The following is a 26,341-nucleotide window of genomic DNA, read 5'->3' on the forward strand; positions in this document are numbered from 1 at the left end:
ACACCCTCGAGGTGACCACCCCCACCGGCCACACCTACCAATCCATGGCCCCGCCGGTACCCGGCTCTCCGTCCTGAGACACTGCCGGGTAACCCGGCCGGCTACCGCCCGAACCACGACTCGGACAGGGACACGTCGGCCTCCATGGTGTAGTCACGGGCCGAGTGCCCGAGCGCCAGGCGGTAGCTGCCACCACGGGTGTGCCACTGCCCGCGGCCGGTGTCGTAGGAGGCCAGCAGCCGCGGATCAACGTCCAGCGAGACGGTCCGCGATTCGCCGGGTTCCAGGTCCACGCGTTCGAAGCCGAGCAGCCGCATCCGGGGCCCCGCAGGATCCTCGAGCAGGTAGAGCTGGGGCACATCCGCGCCGCGGCGCGGCCCCGCATTGGTGACGGTGAACTCGGCTAGCACCCGGCCCCGGTCCTGCACTGCCAGGTCCGCATAGCCGAACCTGGTGTAGCTGAGTCCGTGGCCGAAGGGGAACAGGGGTTCCTGGCCGGTCTTCGCAAACCAGCGGTACCCGACGTCGGATCCCTCGTTGTAGTTGACCGCCGTCGGGGTACCCCACGGCGTGCCGAGGCCCGGCAGCTCAGGCCGCGGCGTCTGGTCCAAGCCCGTCGGGAAGGTCAGCGGGAGTTTCCCGGACGGGTTTGTGACACCGGCGAGGATTTCAGCGATCGCCTGGCCGCCGCGCTGGCCGGGGTACCAGGCCGCCAGGACCGCCCTGACTTTAGGAAGCCACGGCATCGCCACGGGGTTGCCGGTCTCGAGGACCACCACGGTGTTCGGGTTGGCGCCCGCGACCGCCTCGATCACGGCGTCCTGGCCCCACGGCAGGGACAGGTCGGCGTTGTCGTAGCCCTCGCCCTCCACACGGATGCCAAAAACGACGGCGAGGTCGGAGCGGCGCGCCAGCAGCGCTGCCTCGGCCGGGCTCATCCCGGGGTCGTATTCAATTTCGGCGTCGGGCAGCAGCTTCTGCAGTTCCGCCAGCGGGGAGGAGGGCAGCAGGTACAGGTTCCGCATGCTGCCCATAATGCCCGGGCCGCCGATGGAGTGGACCTCGGCGTAGCCGCCAGGCGGGGTGACGGCGCTTGAGCCGCAGCCGGAGGGTACGCCGAGCTGGGCATGTCCCCCGATGACCGCGATCCTGAAGGGCGCGGCAGGAACTGGGGGCGCCTCCAGCGGAAGCACCCCGTCGTTCTTCAGCAGCACAATCCCCTGCCGCGCGGTCTCCAGGGCGATGTCGGCATGGGCGGCGAGGTCGACGTCGGGCGTTCCCTCCCAGCGGTCGATGCCGACGTCGAAGATGGCGTAGAGGATGCGCTGCACCATCTCGGACAGGCGATCCTTGGGGAGTTCACCCGCCGCGTACGCCGCGCGCAGCGGGGCGGTGAAGGTCTCCTGCCCCCACATCATCACGTCGATCTGCACGCCGGATTCCTGGTCCTGGCCCCGGAGCGCGAACTCCCAGCTGGGCGTCGCACCCCAGTCGGACATCACCCAGCCGGGGAAACCCCAGGCGCCCTTCAGGATTCCCTGAAGCAGCGGGCCGTTGCCGCCCGCGTAGGTGCCGTTGATCTTGTTGTAGCCGGTCATGACCGCGCCGGGCCGGGCACGCTCGATGGCGATTTCGAAGGCGAGCAGGTCGGATTCCCGGTGCGCGGCAGGGTCGATGATGGCGTCCAGCCAGTGGCGGTTGGTCTCGTTGCAGTTCAGGGAAAAGTGCTTGACCGTGGAGATGACCTGCTCGCCCTGGATGCCCTTGACCGACTCCGCGCCGAGGACTCCGGTAAGCCAGGGGTCCTCGGAGAGGTACTCAAAGTTCCGGCCGTTTCGCGGGTCGCGGTGCAGGTTGAGTCCGCCGGCGAGCTGGACGTTGAGCCCTTTGCTGCGGGCCTCCCGGCCCACCAGCTGCCCGGATCTGCGGGCGAGCCCGGGGTTGAAGCTGGCGCCCAGAGCGATCGACGCCGGCAGCGCCGTGGCGGTGTCGCCCTCCCGGTAGCCCGGGTTGGTGACGCCCAGGCTCGCGTCGCTCATCAGCAGGGCGGGGATGCCCAGCCGCGCGATCCCGGGCGTGTAGCCGGCACTCATCGGGACGCCGTCCGGGATGCGCGGATCCTTGTCCTGGAGCACCTCATTGGCACCCATAACGCTGATCAGGAGTGAAAAACGTTCCTCATCCGTCAGCTGCGCCTCAACTTCACGGGCCCGTTCCATCGCTTCTGAATTCACGCTTCGCCTGCTTTCGGGGACGACCCGGCGGGCGTTGGGCGCGGGGCGGAGGACCTGGGATCGGTTCCATCATGCCCGTGGCGGCCGGCAAGGGCCAGAGATTTGGGCGGATTCTCGCGCTGCGGCGACCGGATTCAACTGCGGCGGGGGTCACTCCGTTGTGAGCGCACCTGACCCAGGTTGGCGTTGCGGATTCGGCTGCAATGCGGAACTCCACGCGCGCCGCCTTTAAATGCAAGGCCTGCGCCTTTAAATGCGAGGCCTGCAGGTACCTTCGCGATCTCGCTATGAGATGGCTCGGACATTTTCATGTCCTGAACGACCCGGCTAAACCAGATGGTTACCTGCAGGCGCTTTAAGCGTACGCCCGGCTGTCCGCCCGTGACTAGGGGTCCGTCGCCTCTTCCGCGCGACCGAAAAAACGCCCCGGCGCCCAAAAGCGTAGAGTGGAACCAGACGCCTGATTCTGGACGCCGAGCGCTGAGGGAGAAATCGTGACGATTGACTGGGACGAAAAGAAGACCCTGCTGCAGGAACCGAACATCGCCGCCGTAACGCAGCTTTGCGACGAACTGATGGAAAAGAAGCCGGGGTCGGTCGTCCCCTACATCGATCCCGTCCACGACGAGGACGAGTGCCGGATCGTCAGCCTCCACATCGCCCCGGGCAAGGGCACCGAATCGGGCTTCGTCTCCCACTTCAACGATGACGAGACCGCCCGCCGCGCCACCTCCATCTACGAGGCCGTCGAACTCGACCCCCGCTACGTGATGCCGTGGAACGCCTACCCTTGGGTCCGCGACCCCGAACTGCCCTCGGCGCTGAACGTCCAGGAGAAGACGGACGGACTGCGGCCGTTCCGCCAGTTCCTCAAGATCAATAAGCGCGTCTCCGCCGTCATCGCCCACGGCGCTGATGCCCATGCCTTCCTGACGCTCTTCGAGAAGACCTACCACTCCTCCCTGAAGAACCGCGGCGTCAAGATCTACAAGGCCACGGCCCTGGGCGGCCGCGCCTTCGCCGTCTCGGCCGCCAAGCAGGATGAACTCCTGAGCAAGAACGTCGAGGTCTACAAGGACGCCATGCAGCGGGCAGGCATCCAGCACCTCTGAGCCGGCGGCTCAGAACGCGCACGACGGCGGCTCCTATTCCATTGCGCACCGGACCCGCCTAGGGTCCAACGGCCCTGCCCAAGCCCGGCAGTCCTTGGTGAGCTGGAGACGAGCCCGGACCGACGTGTCCCTCGTGCGGCTCGCGGCCGAAAAGGACTCAGCTATGGGACGGTTGGACGGCAAAGTGGCCCTGGTCAGCGGCGGCGCCCGCGGAATCGGCGCAGCCATCGCCAAACGCTTCCTGGACGAAGGGGCCAGGGTCGTCGTCGGCGATGTCCTCGACGAGGACGGCCGGCAACTGGCGCGCCAACTCGGGACCGGCGTCCGCTATGTCCACCTGGACGTGACGAAGCCGCCGGACTGGGACGCGGCGGTGAGCGAGGCCGTAACCGCGTTCGGCAGCCTCAGTATCCTGGTCAACAATGCCGGCATGGTGAACTTCGGCCGGATCGACGAATATCCGCACGAGCAGTGGGCCCGGATCATCGATGTGAACCTCACCGGGGTCTTCAACGGGATCAAGGCTTCGGCGCCGTCCATGAAACGTGCAGCCACCGCCGCCATCATTAACATCTCCTCGATTGCCGGCCTCCGGGGCTATGAGAACCTCTCCGGATACACAGCGTCGAAATTCGGGGTCCGCGGCCTGACCAAGAGCGCCGCTCTGGATCTTGGCGGCTTCGGCATCCGGGTAAACTCAGTCCATCCGGGGGTCATCGAGACGCCCATGACCGCCGGAATGACTTTCGACACTGGACATGTCCCCCTGCACCGGGTCGGGCAACCCAGTGAGGTCGCCGACCTGGCCGTGTACCTGGCCGGCGACGAGTCCTCGTTTGTCACGGGCGCCGAATTTGTGATCGACGGCGGCGAAACGGCCGGCACTGTCGCACCACCCGCCGTCTGACCGGAAAGTAGAAGCCCATGTCCCAGAGTGGCGGATCTAAGCTCGCAATTGTCGGCGCCGGAAGCGTCGGCACCTCCCTCGCCTACGCCGCCCTGATCCGCGGCTCGGCCAGCAACGTGGCCCTCTTCGACGTCAACGCAACGAAGGCCGAGGCGGAGGTGCTGGACCTGGCCCATGGCACCCAGTTCGCCGCCGCTGCGGCAACCGTCATCGGCGGCGGGGATATTTCCGCAACGGAAGGGGCCGACGTCGTCGTCATCACTGCCGGGGCCAAACAGGCGCCGGGCCAGACACGGCTGGACCTGGCCGGCACGAACGTCCGCATCCTCGAACAGCTCATGCCGCAACTCCTCACGCACGCCCCGGACGCCGTCTACGTCCTGGTGACCAACCCCTGCGACGTCTTAACCGTCGCCGCCCAGAAGATCTCCGGCCTGCCGTCCTCCCGCATCTTCTCCTCCGGCACCGTCCTCGATACGTCCCGGCTGCGCTGGCTGCTGGCGCGGAAGGCCGGCGTCTCCCTCACCAGCGTCCACGCCAGCATGGTGGGCGAGCACGGCGACACCGAATTCCCCATCTGGTCCGGCGCAACGATCGGCCCGGTCCCGATCCGCAACTGGAAGGTCGACGGGGAACCCGTCTTCACGTCCGACTACCTCGCCGACACCGCGCGCGAAGTGACGCAGGCCGCCTACAAGGTGATTGCCGGAAAAGGCGCCACAAATTACGCGATCGGGCTGTCCGGCGCGCGCATCGTGGAGGCCCTGATGCGCGGGGAAAACGCGGTCCTCCCGGTGTCCACCGTGTTGGACGGCGAGTACGGAATCACCGGGGTGGCGCTGTCCCTGCCGAGCATCGTGGGGCACGACGGGGTCCGCCAGGTCCTGGATACCCCCATGGACGACGGGGAACTCGCCTCGCTGCACCACTCGGCGGAGACGCTGCAGCAGAGTCTCGCCACGCTGGGAATTTAGGCGCTCTTCGCCGCCCCGTCGGCGGCGAAGCCGGGCACGACGGTCACCGAGCCGACGTGGGGCAATGCCCGCCGGATCCCGCGTTCCACATTGGACGTCACGGAGGCGAGTTCAACGAGGTGCGCCTCCGTCGCCACAGGCACCGTGACCTCGACGTGCAGCCGGTGTCCGGACCAGCGCAGCCGCGCGGCGCCACCGGCTGTGGCATGTTCCGCGATCACGGCCTCAACCCGTTCCGTCAGCTCGGGGTCGACGCCGTCCATCAGCCGCCGTCCGACGTCGCGCACCGTGCCCCAGAGGAGGACGACGATGGCGGCGGAGATCAGCAGGCCCACGATCGGGTCCGCGAGCGGGAAGCCGAGCCAGACGCCGACGACGCCCGCCACAACCGCCAGCGAGGTAAAGCCGTCCGTCCTGGCGTGGATGCCGTCGGCCACCAAAGCCGCGGAACCGATCCGCCGGCCGACGCGGATCCGGTAGATCGCCACGAGTTCGTTGCCTGCGAAGCCCACCAGCCCGGCGGCGAGAACCCAGCCAAGGTTGTGCACGGGCTGGGGTTCGAAGATGCGCCGGATGGATTCGACGGCGGCCACCACCGCGGAGAGCGCGATCATTGCCACGATGAACAGCCCGGCGAGGTCCTCGGCCCGGCCGAAACCGTAGGTGTACGTCCGGGTGGCCTTGCGGCGGCCCAGCAGAAACGCGATCCAGAGCGGGACCGCAGTCAGCGCGTCGGAGAAGTTGTGCACCGTGTCTGCCAGCAGCGCCACCGAGCCGCTGACCAGCACGATCACCAGCTGGAAGAGCGAGGTGGTGCCGAGCCCCAGCAGGGAGACCTTGACCGCGCGGATGCCCTGCGAGCTGGATTCGAGCGCCTCGTCGATGGAGTCCGCGGCGTCGTGCGAGTGCGGGACGAAGACCGACTGGAGCCAGCCCTTGAGACCCTTGGCGTGTGTATGGCCGTGGTCATGCGGGTGGTCATGGCCGTGGCGGTCCGGGTGGTCGTGGCCGTGGTCATGCGGGTGGTGGTCTTTGTGGACAGCGCCGACGTCGTGGGTGGGCTCCTGAGCGCCGCCGCTGCTGTGTTCGTCCACGGCGTCCGACGGGCGGTTCATGCGCCGTGCCCCGGGGCGGTGCCGAGCGCGTGCTCTGCCTGGTGGATCGCGTCCATCACCAGTTGGCGGGCGTGGTCATTCTGCAGCCGGTAAAAGACTCTGGTGCCTTCCTGCCGCGTGGCGACCATGCCGCCCAGCCGCATCTTGGCCAGGTGCTGCGAGACGGCCGACGCCGGTTTCCCTACTTTCTCGGCGAGCGCGTTGACCGGCAGTTCCCCGTCCCCCAAAGCGAGGATCAGCCGGACCCGTGTGCTGTCGGCCAGCATCGAGAACACCTCGACGGCGAGCTCCACGTGGGGGCTGTCGACCTCAACCTGCATATCTGCATTCATACGCAGATACTGTCATAGTTGTCCGCCTCGGCCAAACTGCTCACGGCCGACGGACATGGGTGGCTGGAACACAATGCCCGGACGTTTCGTTGAACACCGGTAGCCTGAAAACCACCCCGAGCGCGCGAAAGGGAGGACCGTGACCGCAGTCAGCCCGGCAGGGGCCGCCTCCGCTCTTCGCCGCGCCGTGCTGCTGGCCGGAATTCTCGCTGTGCTCGCCGGCTTCCTGGGCATGCACATCTTGTCCGGCTCCCATGGGATGCACTCCCAGGAGCCGCATCCTGGCAGCGCCAGCCAAGCCGCGGCGGAGCACTCTGCGGCCTCAACAACCGCACCCGCCCACGACGGCCACGCCAGCCACAACACTGTCCTGACGGCGCCGCCGACCGCCGCCGCGACGCCCGTCCCGGTGACGCCAGCCTCGGTGACCGTCGGCGGTACTGAAGTGCCGCCGTCGTGCGTCTGCCCAGGCGGGTGCGCCGACAACTCGGCGGTTCACGTTGACTGCACGCCCTCCCCGGCGGGCGCTTCCCTGAGCGCCCCGCCGCCCGGGACCACGCCGCTGGCGATGCAATCCTGGACGCCAGCCTTGGCAGCCCGGCCGCCGGGCCGCAGCTATCATCCCGGGACACCAACTCCCCGGGATCTGTCCATCAGCCGCACGTAGGACTGGGCATGTGCCGTGACGACGCCGGCGCACCCCCCTCCCAGAGGCGGCCGCGTGCCCCCAGACCAACGGTTCCGCCACCGGATCCACAAAGGACACGATTTTCCATGAAGAAGACCCTCACCATTTCCGCCACCCTCGCCGCCGTCATTGCGCTGGCGGGCTGCTCCAGCGGATCCGCTTCCGGCGGGAGCAGCATGCCCGGCATGGACCACAGCACCATGGCGGCGAGCCCGGTCCCCGCCGCCGGGGACGCGGACCACAACGGCTCGGACGCGATGTTTGCCCAGGTCATGATTCCGCACCACGCCCAGGCCGTGGAGATGAGCGACATGATCCTGAAGAAGCAGGGCATCGATGCCAGGGTCACCGCGCTGGCAACGAAGATCAAGGCAGCCCAGGCGCCCGAGATCGAGAAGATGACCGGCTGGCTCAACGACTGGAACGAACCCACCCAGGCGCCCGGCGGCCACTCCATGACCGGCATGATGAACGACGACGACCTCGAGAAGCTCAACGCCGCCCAGCGCACCGAGGCCGCCCGGCTGTTCCTCAGCCAGATGATCGCCCACCACGAAGGCGCCGTCGAGATGGCGAACGCCGAGGTCCGCTCCGGCCAGGACGCGGCGGCCATCCAGCTGGGCAAGGACATCGCGGCCTCCCAGACGGGCGAGATCCAGGACATGAAGGACCTGCTCGTCGCGCTGTAGACCGGCCTCAGAGCACCACGATGACGGCGGCCCCGGGCCCCGGGGCCGCCGTCACAGTTGACACCCCGGTGTGATCCCTGCCATATTTTAAGCGTGAACCTGTCAGACAGCCGGACAGCAGGACAGCCTCTCGCCCGCCTCGGCGCGGCCGAAGCAGTCTTCAATGTCCTCCGCTCCGAAATCGAGTCCGGCAAGCTCGGCGTCGGCGCCAAGCTGAGCTCCGAGGCCACGCTCGCCCAGCAGTACGGCGTGAGCCGCTCCGTGGTCCGCGAGGCGTTGCGTTCCTGCACCGCCCTGGGGCTGACCGTCACCAGGACCGGGCGGGGCACCTTTGTCGTCGCCGACCGCGTAGCCAAGGACCTGGTCCTTGGCCAATACTCAGCACGCGACCTCACCGAGGCACGTCCCCACATCGAGGTTCCTGCCGCCGGGCTGGCGGCGGAACGGCGGTCGCCGGAGGAACTGGACAGCCTGCGGGACATCGTCGCCGCGATGACCGCCGAGGACGACCCCGAAGTGTGGGTGGGCCTGGACTCGAGCTTCCACGCGCTGATCGCGAGGGCCAGCCGGAACAAGGTGTTCGAAAACGTAGTCGCGGACATCCGGGAGGCCCTGGCCCACCAGTCCGAAACCCTGAACATGGTGGCGGACCGCCAGCACGCCTCCGATGAGGAGCACCGGCGCATCCTGGCCGCCATCGAAGCCGGCGACGCGGCAACAGCGCGCATCGCCATGAGCCAGCACCTGCATGCCGTTGGCCTTGCCCTTGACTCGATCCTCAACCCCCTTGCAGGCGCCTGACCCCCGCCAGCTTGACCAGTTACCCACACCACCGCCAAAGGACGCAATGATTTCTCCTGCCCTCGTGCACATCCCGACGCCGCTGGCCCCGGAGCGACTCCCGCAGCACGCCCCGCTCGCGGTCCAGACCCGCGACGGCCTCGTCGAGAGCGTCCACTACGGCTCCGCTATCGCCACCGCGGCGGATGGCCGCACCCTCCTGGCCGCCGGCGAGCCCCTCGCCCCGTTCTACCCGCGCTCCGCCCTCAAGCCCCTGCAGGCTGTTGCCATGGTCCGCGCCGGCCTGGACCTCCCGGAGGAACTCCTCGCCCTCGCCGCCGCCAGCCACTCCGGCGCCGCGGCCCACCGCGACGGGGCGCTGCGCATCCTGGACCTGCATGGACTGACCCCTGGCGACCTCGAGAACAGCACTGACCTCCCCTATGGAGTCCGCGAGCGCGAGGAATGGCTCAGGGGCGGCGGGCAGGCCACCCGCCTGGCGCAGAACTGCTCCGGAAAGCACGCCGCGATGGCCGCCACCTGCGTCATCAACGGCTGGCCGGTCCAGGGCTACCTCGACCCGGCGCACCCGCTGCAGCAGCTCGTGGCCGGGACCGTACTGGAGCTGACCGGCGACGAACCGGAGCGCACCTCCACTGACGGCTGCGGCACGCCGCTCTTCGCCCTCACCCTGCGCGGCATGGCCCGCGCGTTCGGGCGGCTGGCCGCGGCAGCCGGATCCGGCGGCAGCGCGGAAGCCGCCGTCGCACGCGCCATGCGCCGCCACCCCGTCATGGTGGCGGGCGAGGACCGCGACGTCACGGCGCTGATGAGCCTGGTCCCGGGGCTGCTGGCCAAGGACGGCTTCGAGGGCGTCCAGCTGGCAGGCCTGCCCGACGGCCGCGCCGTCGCCGTGAAGATCTCCGACGGCGGAGACCGCGCCCGGATGCCCGTCACCGTGCGGATTCTGGCAGCGCTCGACGTCGACACCTCGCCCCTGGCGCACCTTGCCACAGCACCTGTGCTGGGCGGCGGCCGGCCCGTCGGGCTGCTGCAGGCCGCCGATTTCCTGCCTTCCTCCGAAACCTCCAACGCTCCCGACGCCCCGTAAGGACCGCCATGACATCGCTCGACGAACGCGCAGACTTCCGCTCCGAACACGACCTTCTGGGCGACCGGGATGTTCCCGCCGGCGCCTACTGGGGTGTCCACACCCTCCGGGCCGTGGAGAACTTCCCCATCACGGGCCAGCCCCTTGCCTCCAACATGTATCTTGTCCGTGGGCTGGCCGCCGTGAAACTGGCCGCCGCCCGCACCAACCACGAGCTCGGGCTGCTCGACGCCGGGCGCGCCCGGGCCATCGAGGAGGCCTGCACGGACGTCATGAACGGCAAGCTCAGCGAGCAGTTCGTCGTGGACGTCATCCAAGGCGGTGCCGGGACGTCGTCGAACATGAACGCCAACGAGGTGATCGCCAACCGTGCCCTGGAAATCCTCGGACACCCGAAGGGCGACTACGCGCGGCTGCACCCCAATGACCACGTCAACCTCAGCCAGTCCACCAACGACGTCTACCCCACCGCGGTCAAGCTCGGCACGATCTTCGCCGCGAGGGAACTCCTCGATGCCCTCACCGAACTCGAGGACGCCTTCGCCGCCAAGGCGCTCGAATTCCGCACGGTGGTGAAGATGGGCCGCACCCAGCTGCAGGACGCCGTTCCTATGACGCTCGGCCAGGAATTCGGCACCTACGCCGTCACGATCGGCGAGGACCGGCTCCGCCTGGCCGAAGCCGACCTGCTGATCCACGAAATCAACCTCGGCGCCACCGCGATCGGCACCGGCCTCAACGCACCGGCCGGATATGCCGAGGCCGCCTGCCGGCACCTGGCGGAGATCACGGGCCTGCCCCTCGTCACGGCAGTGGACCTGATCGAAGCCACCCAGGACGTCGGCGCCTTCGTGCACCTCTCCGGCGTGCTCAAGCGGGTCGCCGTGAAACTGTCCAAGATCTGCAACGACCTGCGTCTGCTCTCCTCCGGACCGCGCGCCGGGTTCGGCGAGATCAACCTCCCCGCCGTGCAGTCCGGCTCCTCGATCATGCCCGGCAAGATCAATCCGGTCATCCCCGAAGTGGTCAGCCAGGTGGCTTACGAGGTCATCGGCAACGACGTCACCATCACCATGGCCGCCGAGGCCGGTCAGCTGCAGCTCAACGCTTTCGAACCGATCATTGTCCACAGCCTCCACAAGAGCATCTCCCACCTGGAAGCCGCCTGCCGCACCCTCACGGCCCGCTGCGTCCGGGGCATCACCGCCAACACCGAACACCTCCGCCTCACAGTGGAACAGTCAATCGGGCTGGTCACCGCCCTCAACCCGCACCTGGGCTACGCCACGGCCACGGCCATCGCGCAGGAAGCCCTCGCCACCGGCAAGGGTGTCGCGGAGCTGGTGCTTGGACACGGGCTGCTCACCGCCGAGCAGCTCACCGACCTCCTCAGCCCGCAGCGCCTGGCCAACTTGAGCAAGTAAAGCACCCTCGAACCCAAAGGATTCCCATGACGTATCCCGAAACTGCCCGCGCCCAAAAACAACAGGCCCCACAGCGGCAGGCTGTCACCGACCACACCATTCCGGCGCACTCCCATGCCACCGAGGCCGCGCTCCACGCCGAGGACCAGGGCTACCACAAGGGCCTCAAACCCCGGCAGGTCCAGATGATCGCGATCGGCGGTGCCATCGGCACCGGCCTGTTCATGGGCGCCGGCGGCCGCCTCGCCACCGCCGGCCCGGCCCTGGCCATCAGCTATGCCGTCTGCGGATTCTTCGCCTTCATGATCCTGCGCGCCCTTGGCGAACTCGTGATGCACCGGCCGTCGTCGGGTTCGTTCGTCTCCTACGCCCGTGAATTCTTCGGCGAGAAGGCCGCGTTCGTCACGGGCTGGCTGTACTGGCTGAACTGGGCCATGACGGCGATCGTGGACATCACCGCCGTCGCGCTCTACATGAACTTCTTCAAGAAGTACTGGGCGCCAATCGCGGATGTACCGCAGTGGACTTGGGCCCTGGCCGCCCTGATCCTGGTCCTGGGCCTCAACCTCATCAGCGTCAAGGTCTTCGGCGAGCTCGAATTCTGGTTCGCCCTGATCAAGGTGGTGGCGCTTACGTCCTTCCTGGTGGTCGGCATCTACTTCGTCATCTTCGGCACCCCCGTCGCCGGCCAGGAGGTCGGGTTCAGCCTGATCGCGGACAACGGCGGCATGTTCCCCAACGGCCTGCTGCCCGCAATCGTGGTGATGCAGGGTGTCGTGTTCGCGTACGCCTCGATTGAGCTGATCGGCACCGCCGCCGGCGAAACGGACAACCCGGAAAAAATCATGCCGCGGGCCATCAACACGGTGATCGTCCGTATCGCGGTGTTCTACGTCGGCTCGCTCGTGCTGCTCTCGCTGCTGCTGCCTTACAGCTCCTACAAGGCCGGCGAAAGCCCGTTCGTGACGTTCTTCGGCTCCATCGGGATCGAGGGCGTGGATGCCATCATGAACCTCGTGGTCCTGACCGCGGCACTGTCCTCGCTCAACGCCGGCCTCTACTCCACCGGCCGGATCATGCGTTCCATGTCCGTTTCGGGGTCTGCGCCGAAATTCGCCGCCCGGATGAACAAGTCCGGCGTCCCCTACGGCGGCATCGCCCTGACCGCCGGCGTGGCCCTCCTGGGCGTCATCCTGAACGCCTTGGTCCCGGCCGAGGCCTTCGAGATCGTCCTGAACGTCGCATCGCTGGGCATCATCAGCACGTGGGCCATGATCGTCCTCTGCCAGATGCAGCTCGCACGGCTCGCGGCCCGCGGGGAGCTGCTCCGCCCGACTTTCCGGATGCCTGGTGCTCCTGTCACGGGCTGGCTCACGCTGGCCTTCCTCCTGGCAGTGCTGGTCCTCATGGCATTCGACTCGCCGGTGGGAACGTGGACCATCGCGTCCCTCGTGGTCATCGTGCCGCTCCTGATGCTCGGCTGGCGCCTCTGCCGGCACCGCATCCTGGAAATCGCCGCCGTCCGGGACGGCTTCACCGGCCCGTATCCGCTCGTGGCTGCCCGGCCCGCAGGGAGCGCCAGCGGAGACCCGAAGTAGCCTTTCGGCATTCCGCCTCCCCGTAACGCAACGTCCCCGCAACCTCTCCGGGCGGCGGTTCGCATATGCTCGACGGAAGGATTCACACTGGCTCAGCGACGAACCACCCGGGAGACACCTTATGACCAACTGGCGAATCAGGGATTTCCATTCCGCCGATCTTGACGGCATCCTTCACCTCTGGGAGACCCTCAAGGCCAGCAACGTCGAGCCGGTCTACGCGCTCTCCGAGGTGCTGGCCTCCTGCGAAAAGGACCATGCCGTGGTCGCGGTGCAGGGCGATCAGGTCGTGGGCGCCGCCGTCGGACGCGCCGCCCACGACCAGGGCTGGATCGTGTTCCTGGCGACCCTCCCCGAGTACCGCGGCCGTGGGATCGGCACCTCGCTGCTGGCCGCCGTCGAGAACCGGATGGCCCCGCACGGGCTGAACAAGCTCTCCGCGCTCATGCCGGAATCCGAGACCCGGGTGGAGGCGTTCCTGGGCCGCGGCTTCGTCCTGAAGAAGAACCTGCGCTATTTCGAACGCAAGATCCCGGTGCAGCGCCAGGAACTGGAACCCCTCAGCCAGCTCGGCGGCCGGATCCTGGCCCGTGACCTCTGGGAAAACGTCGCCGGCATGCGGAACGAGAAGGAGCTGCTGGAACGCCGCCTGGTCCTGCCGCTGGCCGAGGCCGACCTCGCGGACGAATACGGTGTGGTCCCGCCGCGCGCCGTCGTCCTCTTCGGCCCTCCCGGCACCGGGAAGACCACCTTCGCGAAGGCGATCGCCTCCCGCCTCGAATGGCCTTTCGTGGAGGTCTTCCCCTCCCGCCTGGCCTCCGACCCCAAGGGCCTCGCGGGTGCGCTGCGTGAGACGTTCCTGGAGATCGCGGAGCTGGAGCACGCCGTCGTCTTCATCGATGAGGTGGAGGAGATCGCCTCCCAGCGGTCCGGCGAACCGCCGTCGCCGCTGCAGGGCGTCACCAACGAACTCCTCAAGATCATCCCGGCCTTCCGCGAGCAGCCCGGCCGCTTGCTGGTCTGCGCCACCAACTTCATCCGTGCCCTGGATACCGCGTTCCTACGCCACGGCCGGTTCGACTATGTCATCCCCATCGGCCTGCCCGACCGCCAGGCCCGGGAGGCCATGTGGCAGCGCTTCATTCCCGCGACGGTAGTGGACGACGTGGACGTGGAGCTGCTGGTGGACCGGACCGAGGGCTTCTCCCCCGCGGACATCGAATACGCGGCCCGGAGCGCGTCCCAGCGGGCGCTTGAGAAGGCCGTGTACGACGACGGCGGGCTGGCTTCCAGTCCCACTGCCTCCATTCGCGACGCGGTCCGGAAGGGTCCCGCGACGCAGGACTACCTCGACGCGATCGCCGACACGCGGACCACGGTCAGCGACGAGGTCCACGAGCAGTTCCTCGAGGACATCGACGCCCTGGGCCGGGTGTAACTCCCACCGCAACGCGGGGTCAGATATCGCCCATGTTGAACCCCGGAATGGGCCGGATGTGACCCCGCGTTGCTTGAGTGGTGAGCCAGAGAGGAAGCCATGATCCTGTTCCTGACGGTTGTGAGCGGCCTCGCCTGGACCGCGGTCTACGTTGATGGCATCCGGATCGGGTTCAGGGACCGAAGCTACGCGATTCCGGCCGCGGCCCTCGGACTCAACTTCGCCTGGGAGACCATCTATGCCGCGAGGTCTGTTGCGACCGGAATCTCGGCCCAGGGGGTCTTCAACATCGCGTGGGCACTCGCCGACGTCGTGATTGTGTACACCTTCCTCCGGTTCGGCCGTTCCGAGCTGCCGGCCTGGGTGACACGGCCGCTCTTCATCGGCTGGGCGCTCCTGCTGGGCGCCACGTCCTTCGCAGTTCAGTTGCTGTTCGTGGTCGAGTTCGGCTGGACCGACGCTGCGCGCTACGCGGCGTTCCTGCAGAATCTGCTGATGTCCGGGCTGTTCATCGCCATGTTTGTTGCCCGCCGGGGATCCCGCGGCCAATCCCTGCTGATTGCGGTGGCCAAGTGGATCGGGACCCTTGCACCCACCGTTGTGTTCGGCTGGTATGGCAACTCGCCGCTGATCCTGGGCGTCGGCATCCTCTGCAGCGTCTTCGATCTCGCCTACATCGGCCTGCTGTGGCGGGCGCGGTCCCTGCCAACCGCAACGCGGGGTCAGATATCGCCCATGTTGGGCCCCGGGATGGGCGCTATGTGACCCCGCGTTGCTGTGAGCGGGCGACGGCGGTCCCGGGGTTGGGGACGGAACCGCTGCCGCCAGCGGGGGCTCAGCCCTGGTGCGGCCGGCGGGGGCTCAGTCCTGGTGCGGCCGGGACTCTGAGGCCACGGCCGCGGTTTCCGCCGGTTCCGCCCCGGACGACTCGCCCTCCGGGGCATCGTCATAGGAGAGGTTTTCGTAGTCAGTGTCGTCCGCCTCGTCGAGCAGATCGTCCAGCTCCTCCAGCAGCCACGGGTTGATCCGGGCCAGGATCTTCCGGGTTTCCTCCACCGGAACTGCGGCATAAAGCACCGGGCGGGCCTCGTTATAGCGGGTGACCGGCGGCTTGTCCGGCCACTTCTCGGCCAACGCCCTGACGCGCTCGGGCAGGGAATTGTGCGCGTTATCCGCGATCTTCACCAGGGTGGCGTCGTGGTCCTCGGCGATGTAACGGATACCGGCCTGGTAGTCGTCAGGGTTCTCATGCAGGCGCTTGGTCACGCGCTCAATGATGTCCACGGCACGCTCGGAGACGCCCATGTCCAGCAGTGCCTGCCGGGTCATCGGGGTGTCCTCGGCGATGTCGTGCAGATAGCCGGCAATCCGGATGTCGTCGTCGAAGTCCGCCAGGGCATCCCCGACAGCGATCACGTGCTCCCGGTAGGGGCGCTTGAGCTTGTCCTTCTGGCGGTTGTGGGCCACTTCGGCGAGGATTTTCGCTGTCTCGACGGTAAAACTCGGCTGCGGGCTGCGCGCTTCACTGGACTCTGGTTCTGACATGGTTCAAGCCTACGCGTCCGGGCCGGCCATCCCGGGCCAGACCCACGGCTCCCGCGGCAGTGCGGTGGGGTCAAACACGGCCAGGGCATGCTCCAGCGGCCCGGCCGGCAGCCCGAGGGATGCCAGCAGCGCGTCGCGCACCTGGCCGACGGGTATGCCGGCGGCCGAAAGGTCCGCGAGCGTGACGGCGCCGTCGCGCTTGGCCAGCCGGGCGCCGTCGGCGTTCAGCACGAGCGGAACGTGGGCATATTCCGGAACGGGCATATTCAGCAGCGAGGCGAGGTAGACCTGCCGCGGCGTGGAGGGCAGCAGGTCGTCCCCGCGAACCACCTGGTCGATGCCCTGGGCGGCGTCGTCCACGACGACGGCGAGGTTGTAGGCGGTCACGCCGTCGTTGCGGCGGAGCACAAAGTCATCCACCACGCCGGTGTAACTGCCTTTCAGCACGTCCTGGACGTTCGCCTCGGTGACGGCGGACCGGAGCCGGATCGCCGCGGGGCGGACGGCACGTCTGGCTTCACGCTCCGCCGCGGACAGCTCCCGGCAGGTGCCCGGGTAGGCTCCCTGCGGGGCGTGCGGCGCAGACGGCGCCTCCTGGATCTCGCGGCGGGTGCAGAAGCACTCGTACGTCAGTCCCGCGGCGGTCAGCCGGGCGATCACTTCCGCGTAGAGGGGCCTGCGGTCCGTCTGGCGGACGACGCCGCCGTCCCAGGTCACGCCGATCGCGGCCAGGTCCCGGAGCTGCCCCGCCTCGGCGCCGGCCCGGGCGCGGTCCAGGTCCTCAACGCGCATGAGGAACTGCCTGCGGGTGGACCGGGCGAAGAGCCAGGCCAGGATGGCCGTGCGGAGGTTGCCGACGTGCAGTTCGCCGGAAGGGCTGGGGGCGAAGCGGCCGGCAGAGGTCATGGCACCAGCCTATGCGCCGCCCGCGCCGGAGCCATTCCAATAGCAACCCGGGGTCACCTCCGGCCCATGTCGGGGCCGAACATGGGCCCGAGGTGACCCCGCGTTGCCTTGGGGGCGGTGGACACACAAGAGCCCCTCAGCTACCGATGACTTCGGGGAAACCGACGTCGGTGGCTCAGGGGCTCTTGCCGTGCCGGGCCCGGGGCGTTGCTCCGGGCCATGGCACTGCGGTTGCGGGGCTTTATGCGGAATGACGATGGTGTGAACAAGAGTCAGTCAGCGGGCGGGTTCCTTGCGGGAAGCCTCATCCAAGGTCCGGGTGGTGTGCCGGGGTGCTTGTAGCCTGTGGGAACCGGCGGTGGCCCGTGTCCCTTTGTTGTCACTATTTCAACAGAAGTCCTACAGTTGGCACAATAGGCAGGGATTACACTAGTCGGACTGATCAATTCAGGCAGGAATCACGTACAGGAAGTGGTCACATTGCAGGAACTCGACGCTACGGACAGGCGGATTCTCCTCGCCCTCGATGAGGATCCCCGGCTGCCGATCATGGTGCTGGCCCAGAAGCTGGCCCTGGCGCGCGGCACCGTGCAGTCCCGGCTGGAGCGGATGGCGGCGTCGGGCGCCCTGCGGCCGAACAGCAGCCGGGTGCTGCCCTCGGCGCTGGGCCGGGGGGTGGCGGCCTCGGTGAGTGCGGAACTGGACCAGAGCCACCTGAACGAGGCGATCGCCGCGCTGCGGAACATCCCCGAGGTGCTCGAATGCCACGCCCCGGCCGGCGAGACCGACCTGCTGATCCGGGTGGTAGCGAAGAGCCCGGATGACCTGTACCGCGTCTCCGAGGAAATCCGGCTTTGTCCCGGCATTGTGCGGACCTCCACGAGCATGTTCCTGCGTGAGGTCATTCCCTACCGGACAACGGGGCTGCTGGGCTCCTGATTCTCCTGCCGCGCCGGCGGGGAGTCCTCCCCATCGCTGCCTGCGCCGGATTGCGGCTACGCTGACCTGGGGATTCAAGCTGGTACAGCCAAAGCGGGGGACAGATGGCGGACAACTTTTGCGGGGCGGATGCCGCCCGGCTGCGCCGACAGGCCGGGGACCTGGCCGGCGGCGGCCGCTGCAGTGCCCAGGGGGTCCGGGGATGACGCACCTCCGGGCCAGGCCTTGGGCTGCCGCCCTCGCCGCAGCGGCCCTGGGCTCAAGCCTCCTGGTCACGGGCTGCCAACCGGCCGGTCCGCCCTCCGGCTCTGCCTCCGTGCCGGGTCCGTCCCAGGGGGACACTGCGGCATCCTCTGAATATTCCGCCCTCGACGCTGCAGGTGTGCAGCAGATCGAAAGCAGCCGCAGGGCACGACTGGACATGAGGGGCGGGGAGCTGCTCAAGTCAGCGGTGCGCGTCACGGACGACGCCGGCGGTCCGGAAATCAGCACCCATGGCGCGGGCAAGATCGCGCTCACCGTCGCCGCTCCGAGCGGCGAGATCCGGGGGCAGACGGACCGCATCCGTTTTCTGACCACGGACACCCAGCCCGATTTCAGCCAGGTCACGTACTTCCTGAGCGCGGATACCCGGGACGAGTACTTCGCCCTGATTCGCGACGGGGTACAGCGGTACGGCATCGAGAGCCGCGCTGCGGAAGCGTGGATAGCCTCCATCAGCGGCCAGCCGGAGGGGAAGAGCAGCTTCGCCCTCGGCCCGGGCACCGCCACCGGCCTTAACGTGAGCTATGACCTCCGCTACGACGGCTCGAAGGACGTCCAGGTCATCATCGTGCAGGTCAGCCCTGTCCGGCAGTCCCGGAAACACCACCGCCGCAGCCTACACCGGCGGCCCGGTATTGGTTTTCAGGTTCTTCATGACCAGCGTTGACGTCAACCGCTCGACGCCGGGCAGCGAGGTCAGCTCGCTGTCGTAGAAGCGCTGGTAGGCGGGCAGGTCCTCGGCGATGACTTTAAGCAGGTAGTCGGGGGAACCGAACAGCCGCTGGGCCTCCACGATGTTGGGGTTGTCAGCCACGCGGTTCTCGAAAATCTCCATCGTTGCCCGGTCCACCTGGCGGAGCGTGACGAACACGATCGCCTCGAACCCGAGCCCCACCGCGGCCGGATCGATGTCCGCCCGGTAGCCGCGGATGACGCCGGATGCCTCCAGGTCGCGGAGCCGCCGGTGGCATGGAGCCACGGTCAGTCCCACCTTGGCGGCGAGCGCCGTTGCCGTCATGCGGCCGTCCTCTTTGAGATGACGCAAAATACTTCTGTCCAAGTGGTCAATCACGCAATAATCTTACCGTCTGGCGGCGTTTTACCGCGAAAAGAGGGAACACTTCTGGCGGAAATTTTCCTAGACTTTTCCTGTACCCGCCCCTCAGGAGACCGCCATGAACCCTCAGCTTTTCCTCGCCTTTCTGGTGGTCGCCGGCGCCCTTGCCTGCACCCCCGGGGTCGACTGGGCCTATTCCATCACCGCAGGGCTGAAGCAACGCAGCTTCGTGCCCGCGGTCGCGGGACTCTGCGGCGGCTACCTGCTGCACACTGTGCTTCTGGTCGCGGGCCTGGCGGCCCTGCTCACCGGGATCCCGGGTGTGCTGGGGTGGCTGACGGCGGCCGGCGCGGCCTACCTCCTCTGGCTCGGACTTACTACCATCCAATCCTGGCGCGGGGCGAGCTTCGGCAGCGCCGAGGCGCGGGCGCCGGGGAACCAATTCCGGACCTTCCTGCAGGGCATGGGCACCAGCGGCATCAACCCGAAGGGCCTGCTGTTCTACGTGGCCCTGGTGCCGCAGTTTGTCAGCCCGGAGGCGTCGCTGCCGGTGCCGGTGCAGTCCGGCCTCCTGGGCCTGACCTTCGTGCTGCTGGTCGCAGTGGTCTACAGCTGCGTTGCGTTGCTGGCACGGAAACTGCTGCACTCCCGGCCGGGCGCGGCGCGGAGGGTGACGCTCGCCAGCGGCATCATCATGGTGGCCCTGGGGGCTGTGCTGCTGTCCGAGCAGCTAGTTCCGTTCCTGGGCCACGCCCTGTCGCGCGGCTGAGGTCACTTGCGCTTCATGTACCACTCGGTGAACGCCGTGGCGCGGCCGTCCCCTGTCAGCTGGATGATCCACAGGTTGTCGTAGCTGCGGCTGTTGCCTCGGTACTCGGTGCGGCCCTGCACGAAGGCCCGCCCGCCGTCGACCCCCAGGAGTTTCCACCCGAACGTCCAGTCCCCCGGCTCATCCCGCGCGGCGATCCAGCGCTCCACGATCTCCTCGCGCCCGGTCCACGGCTCGGGATCGTCCGGGCGGGTGGCGTACACAGCGTCCTCGGTGAAGAGGGCCCTGATGTCCTCCGGATCGTTTGACGTCCAGGCTGTGATGTAGTGCTGCATCCAGCGCGTTGAGGCATCTCTCATGCGTCGTTTTTACTCCCTGTTTCCGGCGGCCGGCAAGGGTTGTGTATCCGGCGCGGGACCTTTTGCCCTGGTTCAGTCGTCATCGGTCCAGCCGTATTCGCGGTCCCAGAGCTCATGCAGCTCCGCGTCCTTGCGGATGGCCCGGACCGTTTCCAGTTCCACGGGCTGGCGGTGTTGCCACTCCAGCCGGTTCAACGCCTTCCGCCCGTTGTCCAGCAGCAGGAGCGCCCGGTCCGTCAGGGCATCGCTGCGGAGTGTGAAGTCGGTCCCGCGCCGGCGCAGGACCTCCTGCAGGACGGCCCGGGCGGACGCGTTGGCACCAAGCTTCCGGAGCGAGCGTGCCCGCACCAGGAGCAGCGCCGCCGCGAGGTCATCACCGTTGCGCAGCCCGTCAGTGTCTTCCACCACGTCCCCGTGCCGCCCCAGGACGGCGGCGAGCGAGCACCGCGCCAGCGCCATGGGCAACGACGGCGGCAGTCCGGTCAGCGCCGCGAGGGCAGCCTCGGTCTGGCCGGCCTCGCGCAACGAGTGGGAAAGCGCCAGGAACACCCCTTCCTCGCTGAAGAGAACCGGAACCTCGACCCGCTCGGCCACGGTCACCCGGGTGACAACCCGGCTTAGATAGGCGGAGGCATAAAGGTTCGCGTCGTCCTCGTTCCTGGTCAGCATCCCGCGCTGGAGCAGTTCAGCGGCGCGCAGGTGGCCGCCGTGGGCGTAGCTCAGCAGCCCCGCCATCAGGTAGCACAGCCCGGCCCACCCGGGGTAGCTGTGCGCCAGGGCGATCAGCCGGTTTGGGTCCGAGCTGCCGAAGATCGCGGCGTGCACCTCCTTCGCGGCCTTGCCCGGCGCCTTGCGGCCCACTTTGCCGAGCCGCGGTGCGCCGCCCTCCACGGGCAGGATACCGCGGGTCCGTCCGGCCAGGATTCCGGAGACCGCACCCCCTACACCTTCGGCGAGGCCGCGGACCGGCGTCCGGATGACCGCCGTGCGGAACGGCGTCAGGTCGCGGAGGTCGCGGTAAAGGACGGGGCGGGGTGCGGATTCTGCTGGTCCGGCGCTCATACCTCCATGCTAGTTCTCTGCGGGAGGCCGCGGCAGGCTAGGCCGCAGCCGAAATCCACAGGCCGATCACCCAGGTGCTGCCGGCAAGGCAGGCGAGCCCGAACTCCACGATCATTCCCAGCCCCGTGGCCTTCAGTGCGGCCCAACTCGATGCCATCGCGGTGCCGAAAGCGCGCGTGCGGTGCAGTTCACTCAGCAGGAGACCGGCGGCGAACCCCACGAACAGGCCCACGACGGGAATGATCAACATTCCCACGACACCGAAGACGAGCCCGGCCACCACCGAGCGGCCGGGAATGCTGTGTTGTTTGAGCTTCCGGCCGGTCAGGACCGCGCTGGCGGCCATCCCGGCGAGGACGAAGACCAGGCCGATCCCGAAGACCACCCAGCCGGTGGTTCCGGCGCCGCCCCAGATAGCCCAGGCCAGCAGGCTCAGACCGATCAGGATGCTGCCGGGAAGCACGGGGATGACGGTGCCGGCCACGCCCACAAGGATGGCGAGGCCACACACGATCGTCACAACTGTCTCGGTGTTCATCGCCCCAGTCTAGGTCGCGCTAGGTCGCGACAGCGGGCGGTCCGGGGCGGTCCGCCAGGAGGGCGCCGGAGCGCAAAAGACGGCGACGGCGCCGCATCCCCCAAGGAAGCGCCGCCGTCGTCGTCTGTTTAGCTATTGCTACTCGGCTTCAACCGCCGCGGCGACGGCGGCCGAAACTGCCGGTGCCACGCGCGGGTCCAGCGGACTGGGGACGATGTAGTCGGCCGAGAGGTCCTCTTCGGCCAGTGCCGCGATGGCGCGGGCCGCAGCCAGCTTCATGGCCGGCGTGATCCGGCGGGCGCCGGCATCGAGGGCGCCCCGGAAGATGCCGGGGAACGCGAGGACGTTGTTGATCTGGTTCGGGAAGTCGCTGCGGCCGGTGGCGACGACGGCCGCGTACCGGCGTGCTACCTCCGGCAGGACCTCGGGGTCCGGGTTGGACAGCGCGAACACGATCGAGTCCTGGCTCATGAGCTTGAGGTGCTCCTCGGCAAGCTTGGAGGAGGAGACGCCGATGAACACGTCGGCGTCCAGCAGGGCATCGGCGGGTCCGCCGGAGACGCCGCGCGGGTTGCCGCTCAAGGCCAGCTGGGCCTTCTTGCTGGCGGGATCGGCGGCGATGTCCGCACGCTCGCTGTTGATGACACCGCGGGAGTCCAGCAGTACGACGTCGGTGATTCCGGCGGTGAGCAGCATCTGTGCCACGGCGATCCCGGCGGCGCCGGCGCCCGAGACGACAACGCGCAGCTTCTCGAGTTCGCGTCCGGTTACCTTGGCGGCGCCGGTCAGGGCCGCGAGGACGACGACGGCGGTGCCGTGCTGGTCATCGTGCATGACGGGGCAGTCGAGGGCCTCGATGAGCTTTTCCTCGAGCTCGAAGCAACGCGGCGCCGAGACATCCTCGAGGTTGACTGCGCCGAAGCTCGGACGCAGGCGGACGAGGGTCTCCACGATCTCGTCAACGTTGGTGGTGTTGAGCACCAGCGGGATGGAGTCGAGCTCGCCGAAGGCCTTGAACAGGGCTGACTTGCCCTCCATCACGGGCAGCGAGGCGCTGGCACCGATGTCCCCGAGGCCCAGGACGGCTGTGCCGTCGCTGACGACGACGACGAGGCGCTGGGCCCACGTGAGGGTTTTGGCGAGTTCCGGGTTGGCGGCGATGGCTCGGCTGACCTGGGCGACTCCGGGCGTGTAGGCGATGGAAAGGTCGCGCTTGCTGGCGAGCGGCACGGTGCTGGAAATTGAAAGCTTGCCGCCCTGGTGGGCCGCGAAAATTTCCTCGTCGCTGAGCACCGCTACGGGCTCTGCTGCGGACGCGGGGTCGGTGGGGTTAATCGTCTCAATGGACACTTCGTTGTCTCCTGGGGCTCACCGTGGGCATACGGCTCATGGAAGCTCAAGCACAGGGATGCTCAAGATGGTCTGGGGAACGTCAGCTGCGACCCGTGGTTGGTGGGTCTGCGGCGACGCTCCGGGGTACTGCAAGCGGCTGGGCCGCTCCGGTTCTGCAATGGTAGACAACGCGCGGCGGCGGCGACGTGATGCACGACACACCCGAGCAAATGGTGAAACGTTTATCCAACACTTTTAGTGAGCTGCATCACGAAAAAGTGCCGTTACCGTCCAGTAAAAAGTCAGATTGGTCTAGACCAGTTACGCCGCACGGCGGCTGCATGTCAGCAGAAAGCAGGCCTTTTTGAGGTCTTCTTCGGCCTCGAAGAGGGAAAGGCGGCGGCAGCGGACGGACTGGACCAGTCCAGTGACGGTCAGCAGCAGCACCCGGGAGATGGCGGCGTCGCCGCTCACGGCCGTGACGGCCTTTTCGGCCGCGGAGTCGATCTCCCGGAGCAGCTTCGTGGTGTCGGTGTCCTTGGAGTAGACGGCCTTGTTCAGGCACTGCTCCACGGCCGGCTGCATAAGGCGCATGTGGAAAATTTCCATCACGACGCCGGCTAGCGCCTGGGCGGGAATGTCGCCCTTCGTGTTCGCTGCGGGAGGCGTCGAGGAGCGTCCCGCAGCGCGCCCCGCGGACTTCTTCGCGGGCCTGCCGGCCGTGCCCGCAAGCGCGCCGGGCGCGGCGCCGGGCGCGACGTCGACCGGTGCGCCGGCCGGTGCGCCGGCGGCCGCATTGGCCCCGGGCGCGGCCGGGGCGTTGGCCGCATGCAGCTCCGTGAGTTGCTTGCGGTAGAGCGCCAGCACCAGCTGGGTGGCGGAGGGAAAGTAGCGGTACAGGGTGCCCAGCGGGACGTCAGCCTTGGCGGCGACCTCGGAGAGGACGACGGAGTCCAGACCCTTACGGGCGAACCCGGCGGCTACGTCGAGGATCCGGGTGTAGCGGAGCCGCTGCCGGGGCAGGGTGGGCGGAGGGGCCATCGGAGGAAGTTCTGAGTGAAATTCAGGCATCAGCAGCGTTCCGGGATCGGTTTCTCGGCAGCCGGAGGGATCCCCCCCGCAGCACTGCCGCGGCAATTCCCGTCCACTATACGCCACGCTCCCGGGCCGTCAGCGAGCCACAGAAAGCGCCGGGGCTGCCCGAACGAAGTCGCGCCCGCGGTGGGCCCGGAGCTAGTCGACGCCCTTGATTTTGACCACGAATACAGCACCCATCAGCCCGATCACCGCGGCGGCCACGTACAGCGAAACGTAGCCTCCCCACATCGTGACGAAAGGGAAGGCGATGAGCGGCGCGAGCACCTGGGGCAGGGAATTGGCGATGTTGAGGACGCCCAGATCCTTTCCGCGGCTTAGTGCCGTCGGGAGCACCTGGGTGATGAGGGCGAAATCCACCGCAAGGTAGCAGCCGAAGCCGATCCCCAGCACGGAGGCGCCAAGGAGTGCCCCCGGCCAGGTCGGCGCGAACGCCAGGATCAGCGAGGCCACTGCGATGATGACGGAGGAGACGATCACGAGCGGCTTCCGTTTCCCCATTCGGTCGCTCAGCCGGCCGCCGATCACGCTGGTGATGATCACCGTCACGGCATAGAGGCCTGTCAGGATCAGCACACCGAACTCCGGTGCGATGCCCTGCGTCTCCTCAAGATGGACGGCGTCCTTGAGAAAGAAAAGCAGGTAGAGGGTGACCATGTGGTTGCCGATGTTCACCAGGAGCCGGGTCAGCCAGGCCCAGCCGAAGTCCGGGTACAGCACCGGGGAAATCCAGAAGCCCCGGGCGAAACCAGCCAGGCTGAACGGCGGGCACGCCCCGGCGGGGAGCGCGACGTCGTCGTTCCTGAAGAAGTAGAGCAGGACCCCGGCCAGCAGAGCCACGGCGCAGACCAAATAGCCGACGGCGAAGTTTCCGGTCACCGCTGCAGCGATCACCGCGCCGACAAGGATTCCGACGGTCTGGCCCATGGCGCCGAGGCCGCCCACCGTGCCACGCTGGGCCACGGGCACGCGGTCCGGGACGGCCGCGGTAATGGCGGCATAGGCGCCGTTGCAGCCCGCCTGGACGAGGCACCAAAGCAGCGTCATGATGGCAACATTGGGTGCCCCGGCGAGCGCGATCAGGGCCGCGGCGCCAAGGATGGCGCCGAAGAGGACCCACGGCACCCGGCGTCCCAGGCGTGAGGTGGTGCGGTCGCTGAACGCACCGAACAATGGATTGGCCACGAGGGAGACCGCCGCCCCCGCCCCGGTCACGAGGGCGAGGATGGCCTCTTTGTCGCCCGCGCTGAACGCTTCCGCCTGCTGGCCGAGCAACACCTGGAGCGGGGCGAAGAACGCCGCGTTGATGCCCAGGTTGACGAGGACGACGCCGGCAATCCAGACGGGACGGACCGCCCGCTCAGGCTCGGCGAGCGCAATCGCGGTCGGGCTTCCCGCAGCGAGGCCGACACGGGTTGGGTCCGGAGCTTCTCCGGATAGATCGGACAGGCTCATGTAATTCGGTTCCCCCGGAAACGGCTGACGCACGCAAGATCAATGTGCAGCCAGACTATCGTGGGGACCACGATCCGCCCCCTATTTCCAGCATGAGGAGAACCGATGGCTGCATCCGCCGTTAATACCGCCGATCTCTATGACGTGCGGGGTGAGGAGCTCGACTCCGTGGCCCTGCAGTTCCAGTCGCTCGGCGGGCACACGCATTTCAGCGGCCCGGTCCGGACCATCCGCTGCTTTGAGGACAACGCCCTGGTCAAGTCCACCCTCGCGACGCCCGGCGGCGGAGCAGTCCTGGTGGTAGACGGCGGCGGCTCGCTGCGCACGGCCCTGATGGGGGACCTGATCGCGGCGAGCGCCGTCGCGAACGGCTGGGCCGGCGTCGTCATTAATGGCGCCATCCGCGACAGGACGGCAATCGCCGGGCTGCCGCTCGGGGTCAAGGCGCTGGGCAGCAACCCCCGCAAGAGCGCCAAGGCGGGCGCCGGCGAGAGCGACGTGGAACTGGAGATCGACGGCGTCGCCCTCCGGCCCGGCGCGATGATCTGGTGCGACCCTGACGGGATCCTGGTTGAGCGGTAGCCCGCCGAGGTGATTCTCCGCGCCCATAACTCGGAA

At 68.0% G+C, this 26,341-nt stretch carries 27 protein-coding genes; 15 read left to right on the forward strand and 12 right to left on the reverse strand.

The genetic code is table 11. From position 1 onward, the window contains the following. Positions 1-101: 101 nt before the first annotated feature. On the reverse strand, positions 102-2,234 hold the full coding sequence (locus QCD75_RS04030) for a beta-glucosidase family protein (RefSeq protein WP_301225972.1): 2,133 nt from the start codon (positions 2,232-2,234) through the stop codon (positions 102-104). Between the two features lie 494 nt (positions 2,235-2,728). Here QCD75_RS04030 and QCD75_RS04035 point away from each other — a divergent pair, with 494 nt between their 5' ends. From QCD75_RS04035 to QCD75_RS04045, 3 genes are all read left to right on the forward strand, one after another. After that, on the forward strand, positions 2,729-3,346 hold the full coding sequence (locus tag QCD75_RS04035; protein WP_301225974.1) for a uracil-DNA glycosylase: 618 nt from the start codon (positions 2,729-2,731) through the stop codon (positions 3,344-3,346). A gap of 163 nt (positions 3,347-3,509) precedes the next feature. Further along, positions 3,510-4,253, forward strand: a complete 744-nt coding sequence (locus QCD75_RS04040; RefSeq protein WP_301225976.1) for a glucose 1-dehydrogenase — start codon at positions 3,510-3,512, stop codon at positions 4,251-4,253. Positions 4,254-4,270: 17 nt separating this feature from the next. After that, a complete protein-coding gene (locus QCD75_RS04045) occupies positions 4,271-5,227 on the forward strand; it encodes an L-lactate dehydrogenase (RefSeq protein ID WP_301225978.1) in 957 nt (318 codons plus the stop codon). On the opposite strand, the gene QCD75_RS04050 is transcribed toward QCD75_RS04045, so the two are convergent. Further along, positions 5,224-6,342 carry a cation diffusion facilitator family transporter gene (locus QCD75_RS04050; RefSeq protein WP_301225980.1) on the reverse strand — a complete coding sequence of 373 codons (1,119 nt, stop codon included), beginning with the start codon at positions 6,340-6,342 and terminating at the stop codon, positions 5,224-5,226. The genes QCD75_RS04045 and QCD75_RS04050 overlap by 4 nt on opposite strands. After that, positions 6,339-6,674 carry an ArsR/SmtB family transcription factor gene (locus QCD75_RS04055; protein ID WP_301225982.1) on the reverse strand — a complete coding sequence of 112 codons (336 nt, stop codon included), beginning with the start codon at positions 6,672-6,674 and terminating at the stop codon, positions 6,339-6,341. The genes QCD75_RS04050 and QCD75_RS04055 overlap by 4 nt, the downstream gene beginning before the upstream one ends. A 139-nt stretch (positions 6,675-6,813) precedes the next feature. On the opposite strand from QCD75_RS04055, the gene QCD75_RS04060 reads away from it, so the two are divergent. The 8 genes from QCD75_RS04060 (at position 6,814) to QCD75_RS04095 (ending at position 15,167) form a co-directional block, all read left to right on the forward strand. Next, the gene (locus tag QCD75_RS04060) at positions 6,814-7,341 is read left to right on the forward strand and encodes a hypothetical protein (RefSeq protein WP_301225984.1); all 528 of its coding nucleotides are present in this window, start codon (positions 6,814-6,816) and stop codon (positions 7,339-7,341) included. A gap of 107 nt (positions 7,342-7,448) precedes the next feature. After that, entirely contained in the window at positions 7,449-8,051 is a 603-nt protein-coding gene (locus tag QCD75_RS04065; RefSeq protein ID WP_301225986.1) for a DUF305 domain-containing protein, read from the forward strand. Positions 8,052-8,144: 93 nt separating this feature from the next. Then, complete coding sequence (locus QCD75_RS04070) at positions 8,145-8,852, forward strand: FadR/GntR family transcriptional regulator (RefSeq protein ID WP_301225988.1); 708 nt, start codon at positions 8,145-8,147, stop codon at positions 8,850-8,852. 46 nt (positions 8,853-8,898) lie between these two features. Then, positions 8,899-9,942, forward strand: a complete 1,044-nt coding sequence (locus QCD75_RS04075; RefSeq protein ID WP_301225990.1) for an asparaginase — start codon at positions 8,899-8,901, stop codon at positions 9,940-9,942. Positions 9,943-9,950: 8 nt separating this feature from the next. After that, complete coding sequence (locus QCD75_RS04080) at positions 9,951-11,366, forward strand: aspartate ammonia-lyase (RefSeq protein WP_301225992.1); 1,416 nt, start codon at positions 9,951-9,953, stop codon at positions 11,364-11,366. Between the two features lie 26 nt (positions 11,367-11,392). Beyond that, a complete protein-coding gene (locus tag QCD75_RS04085) occupies positions 11,393-12,964 on the forward strand; it encodes an amino acid permease (RefSeq protein ID WP_301225994.1) in 1,572 nt (523 codons plus the stop codon). A gap of 121 nt (positions 12,965-13,085) precedes the next feature. Beyond that, positions 13,086-14,402, forward strand: coding sequence for an ATP-binding protein (locus QCD75_RS04090; RefSeq protein ID WP_301225996.1), 1,317 nt, complete (start codon positions 13,086-13,088; stop codon positions 14,400-14,402). 99 nt (positions 14,403-14,501) lie between these two features. Further along, a complete protein-coding gene (locus QCD75_RS04095) occupies positions 14,502-15,167 on the forward strand; it encodes a transmembrane-type terpene cyclase (RefSeq protein WP_301225999.1) in 666 nt (221 codons plus the stop codon). 96 nt (positions 15,168-15,263) lie between these two features. Here QCD75_RS04095 and QCD75_RS04100 read toward each other — a convergent pair whose 3' ends face one another. Continuing rightward, positions 15,264-15,947, reverse strand: a complete 684-nt coding sequence (locus QCD75_RS04100) for an HD domain-containing protein (protein ID WP_301226001.1) — start codon at positions 15,945-15,947, stop codon at positions 15,264-15,266. A 9-nt stretch (positions 15,948-15,956) separates the two neighbouring features. Then, complete coding sequence (gene gluQRS, locus QCD75_RS04105) at positions 15,957-16,853, reverse strand: tRNA glutamyl-Q(34) synthetase GluQRS (protein ID WP_301226003.1); 897 nt, start codon at positions 16,851-16,853, stop codon at positions 15,957-15,959. A gap of 480 nt (positions 16,854-17,333) precedes the next feature. On the opposite strand from gluQRS, the gene QCD75_RS04110 reads away from it, so the two are divergent. Both QCD75_RS04110 and QCD75_RS04115 read left to right on the forward strand, forming a co-directional pair. Further along, positions 17,334-17,792 (forward strand): Lrp/AsnC family transcriptional regulator, encoded by a 459-nt coding sequence (locus QCD75_RS04110; protein WP_226758519.1) that lies wholly within the window; start codon positions 17,334-17,336, stop codon positions 17,790-17,792. 202 nt (positions 17,793-17,994) lie between these two features. Continuing rightward, complete coding sequence (locus QCD75_RS04115) at positions 17,995-18,723, forward strand: hypothetical protein (RefSeq protein WP_301226005.1); 729 nt, start codon at positions 17,995-17,997, stop codon at positions 18,721-18,723. Here the strand turns inward: QCD75_RS04115 and QCD75_RS04120 are convergent. Next, positions 18,673-19,128, reverse strand: a complete 456-nt coding sequence (locus QCD75_RS04120; RefSeq protein WP_301226007.1) for an Lrp/AsnC family transcriptional regulator — start codon at positions 19,126-19,128, stop codon at positions 18,673-18,675. The two genes, QCD75_RS04115 and QCD75_RS04120, sit on opposite strands and share 51 nt — an antisense overlap. 103 nt (positions 19,129-19,231) lie before the next feature. Here QCD75_RS04120 and QCD75_RS04125 point away from each other — a divergent pair, with 103 nt between their 5' ends. Then, on the forward strand, positions 19,232-19,882 hold the full coding sequence (locus tag QCD75_RS04125; RefSeq protein WP_301226009.1) for a LysE family translocator: 651 nt from the start codon (positions 19,232-19,234) through the stop codon (positions 19,880-19,882). Positions 19,883-19,884: 2 nt separating this feature from the next. On the opposite strand, the gene QCD75_RS04130 is transcribed toward QCD75_RS04125, so the two are convergent. From QCD75_RS04130 to QCD75_RS04155, 6 genes are all read right to left on the reverse strand, one after another. Then, positions 19,885-20,241, reverse strand: coding sequence for a nuclear transport factor 2 family protein (locus tag QCD75_RS04130; protein WP_301226011.1), 357 nt, complete (start codon positions 20,239-20,241; stop codon positions 19,885-19,887). 72 nt (positions 20,242-20,313) lie between these two features. After that, on the reverse strand, positions 20,314-21,303 hold the full coding sequence (locus QCD75_RS04135) for a hypothetical protein (RefSeq protein WP_301226013.1): 990 nt from the start codon (positions 21,301-21,303) through the stop codon (positions 20,314-20,316). A gap of 37 nt (positions 21,304-21,340) precedes the next feature. Beyond that, the gene (locus tag QCD75_RS04140; RefSeq protein WP_301226015.1) at positions 21,341-21,841 is read right to left on the reverse strand and encodes a DUF456 domain-containing protein; all 501 of its coding nucleotides are present in this window, start codon (positions 21,839-21,841) and stop codon (positions 21,341-21,343) included. Between the two features lie 138 nt (positions 21,842-21,979). Then, the gene (locus QCD75_RS04145; protein WP_301226017.1) at positions 21,980-23,191 is read right to left on the reverse strand and encodes an NAD(P)-dependent malic enzyme; all 1,212 of its coding nucleotides are present in this window, start codon (positions 23,189-23,191) and stop codon (positions 21,980-21,982) included. A 303-nt stretch (positions 23,192-23,494) separates the two neighbouring features. Continuing rightward, a complete protein-coding gene (locus tag QCD75_RS04150; protein ID WP_301226019.1) occupies positions 23,495-24,214 on the reverse strand; it encodes a helix-turn-helix domain-containing protein in 720 nt (239 codons plus the stop codon). Positions 24,215-24,406: 192 nt separating this feature from the next. Continuing rightward, positions 24,407-25,723, reverse strand: a complete 1,317-nt coding sequence (locus QCD75_RS04155; protein ID WP_301226021.1) for an MFS transporter — start codon at positions 25,721-25,723, stop codon at positions 24,407-24,409. Positions 25,724-25,828: 105 nt separating this feature from the next. Here QCD75_RS04155 and rraA point away from each other — a divergent pair, with 105 nt between their 5' ends. Continuing rightward, positions 25,829-26,305, forward strand: coding sequence for a ribonuclease E activity regulator RraA (rraA, locus tag QCD75_RS04160; protein WP_301226023.1), 477 nt, complete (start codon positions 25,829-25,831; stop codon positions 26,303-26,305). The last annotated feature ends 36 nt before the right edge of the window (positions 26,306-26,341 follow it).

The organism is Arthrobacter sp. PsM3, assembly GCF_030433895.1.
Classification (GTDB): domain Bacteria; phylum Actinomycetota; class Actinomycetes; order Actinomycetales; family Micrococcaceae; genus Arthrobacter.

Excerpts from the sequence above, each read along its gene's own strand:
- QCD75_RS04155 (WP_301226021.1), bottom strand. The coding sequence starts at position 25,723 with ATGAGCCTGTCCGATCTATCCGGAGAAGCTCCGGACCCAACCCGTGTC.
- QCD75_RS04055 (WP_301225982.1), bottom strand. The coding sequence starts at position 6,674 with ATGAATGCAGATATGCAGGTTGAGGTCGACAGCCCCCACGTGGAGCTC.
- QCD75_RS04140 (WP_301226015.1), bottom strand. The coding sequence starts at position 21,841 with ATGAACACCGAGACAGTTGTGACGATCGTGTGTGGCCTCGCCATCCTT.
- QCD75_RS04100 (WP_301226001.1), bottom strand. The coding sequence starts at position 15,947 with ATGTCAGAACCAGAGTCCAGTGAAGCGCGCAGCCCGCAGCCGAGTTTT.
- QCD75_RS04050 (WP_301225980.1), bottom strand. The coding sequence starts at position 6,342 with ATGAACCGCCCGTCGGACGCCGTGGACGAACACAGCAGCGGCGGCGCT.
- rraA (WP_301226023.1), top strand. The coding sequence starts at position 25,829 with ATGGCTGCATCCGCCGTTAATACCGCCGATCTCTATGACGTGCGGGGT.
- QCD75_RS04135 (WP_301226013.1), bottom strand. The coding sequence starts at position 21,303 with ATGAGCGCCGGACCAGCAGAATCCGCACCCCGCCCCGTCCTTTACCGC.
- QCD75_RS04080 (WP_301225992.1), top strand. The coding sequence starts at position 9,951 with ATGACATCGCTCGACGAACGCGCAGACTTCCGCTCCGAACACGACCTT.
- QCD75_RS04075 (WP_301225990.1), top strand. The coding sequence starts at position 8,899 with ATGATTTCTCCTGCCCTCGTGCACATCCCGACGCCGCTGGCCCCGGAG.
- QCD75_RS04085 (WP_301225994.1), top strand. The coding sequence starts at position 11,393 with ATGACGTATCCCGAAACTGCCCGCGCCCAAAAACAACAGGCCCCACAG.
- gluQRS (WP_301226003.1), bottom strand. The coding sequence starts at position 16,853 with ATGACCTCTGCCGGCCGCTTCGCCCCCAGCCCTTCCGGCGAACTGCAC.
- QCD75_RS04045 (WP_301225978.1), top strand. The coding sequence starts at position 4,271 with ATGTCCCAGAGTGGCGGATCTAAGCTCGCAATTGTCGGCGCCGGAAGC.
- QCD75_RS04115 (WP_301226005.1), top strand. The coding sequence starts at position 17,995 with ATGACGCACCTCCGGGCCAGGCCTTGGGCTGCCGCCCTCGCCGCAGCG.
- QCD75_RS04065 (WP_301225986.1), top strand. The coding sequence starts at position 7,449 with ATGAAGAAGACCCTCACCATTTCCGCCACCCTCGCCGCCGTCATTGCG.
- QCD75_RS04130 (WP_301226011.1), bottom strand. The coding sequence starts at position 20,241 with ATGAGAGATGCCTCAACGCGCTGGATGCAGCACTACATCACAGCCTGG.
- QCD75_RS04040 (WP_301225976.1), top strand. The coding sequence starts at position 3,510 with ATGGGACGGTTGGACGGCAAAGTGGCCCTGGTCAGCGGCGGCGCCCGC.
- QCD75_RS04095 (WP_301225999.1), top strand. The coding sequence starts at position 14,502 with ATGATCCTGTTCCTGACGGTTGTGAGCGGCCTCGCCTGGACCGCGGTC.
- QCD75_RS04090 (WP_301225996.1), top strand. The coding sequence starts at position 13,086 with ATGACCAACTGGCGAATCAGGGATTTCCATTCCGCCGATCTTGACGGC.
- QCD75_RS04125 (WP_301226009.1), top strand. The coding sequence starts at position 19,232 with ATGAACCCTCAGCTTTTCCTCGCCTTTCTGGTGGTCGCCGGCGCCCTT.
- QCD75_RS04150 (WP_301226019.1), bottom strand. The coding sequence starts at position 24,214 with ATGGCCCCTCCGCCCACCCTGCCCCGGCAGCGGCTCCGCTACACCCGG.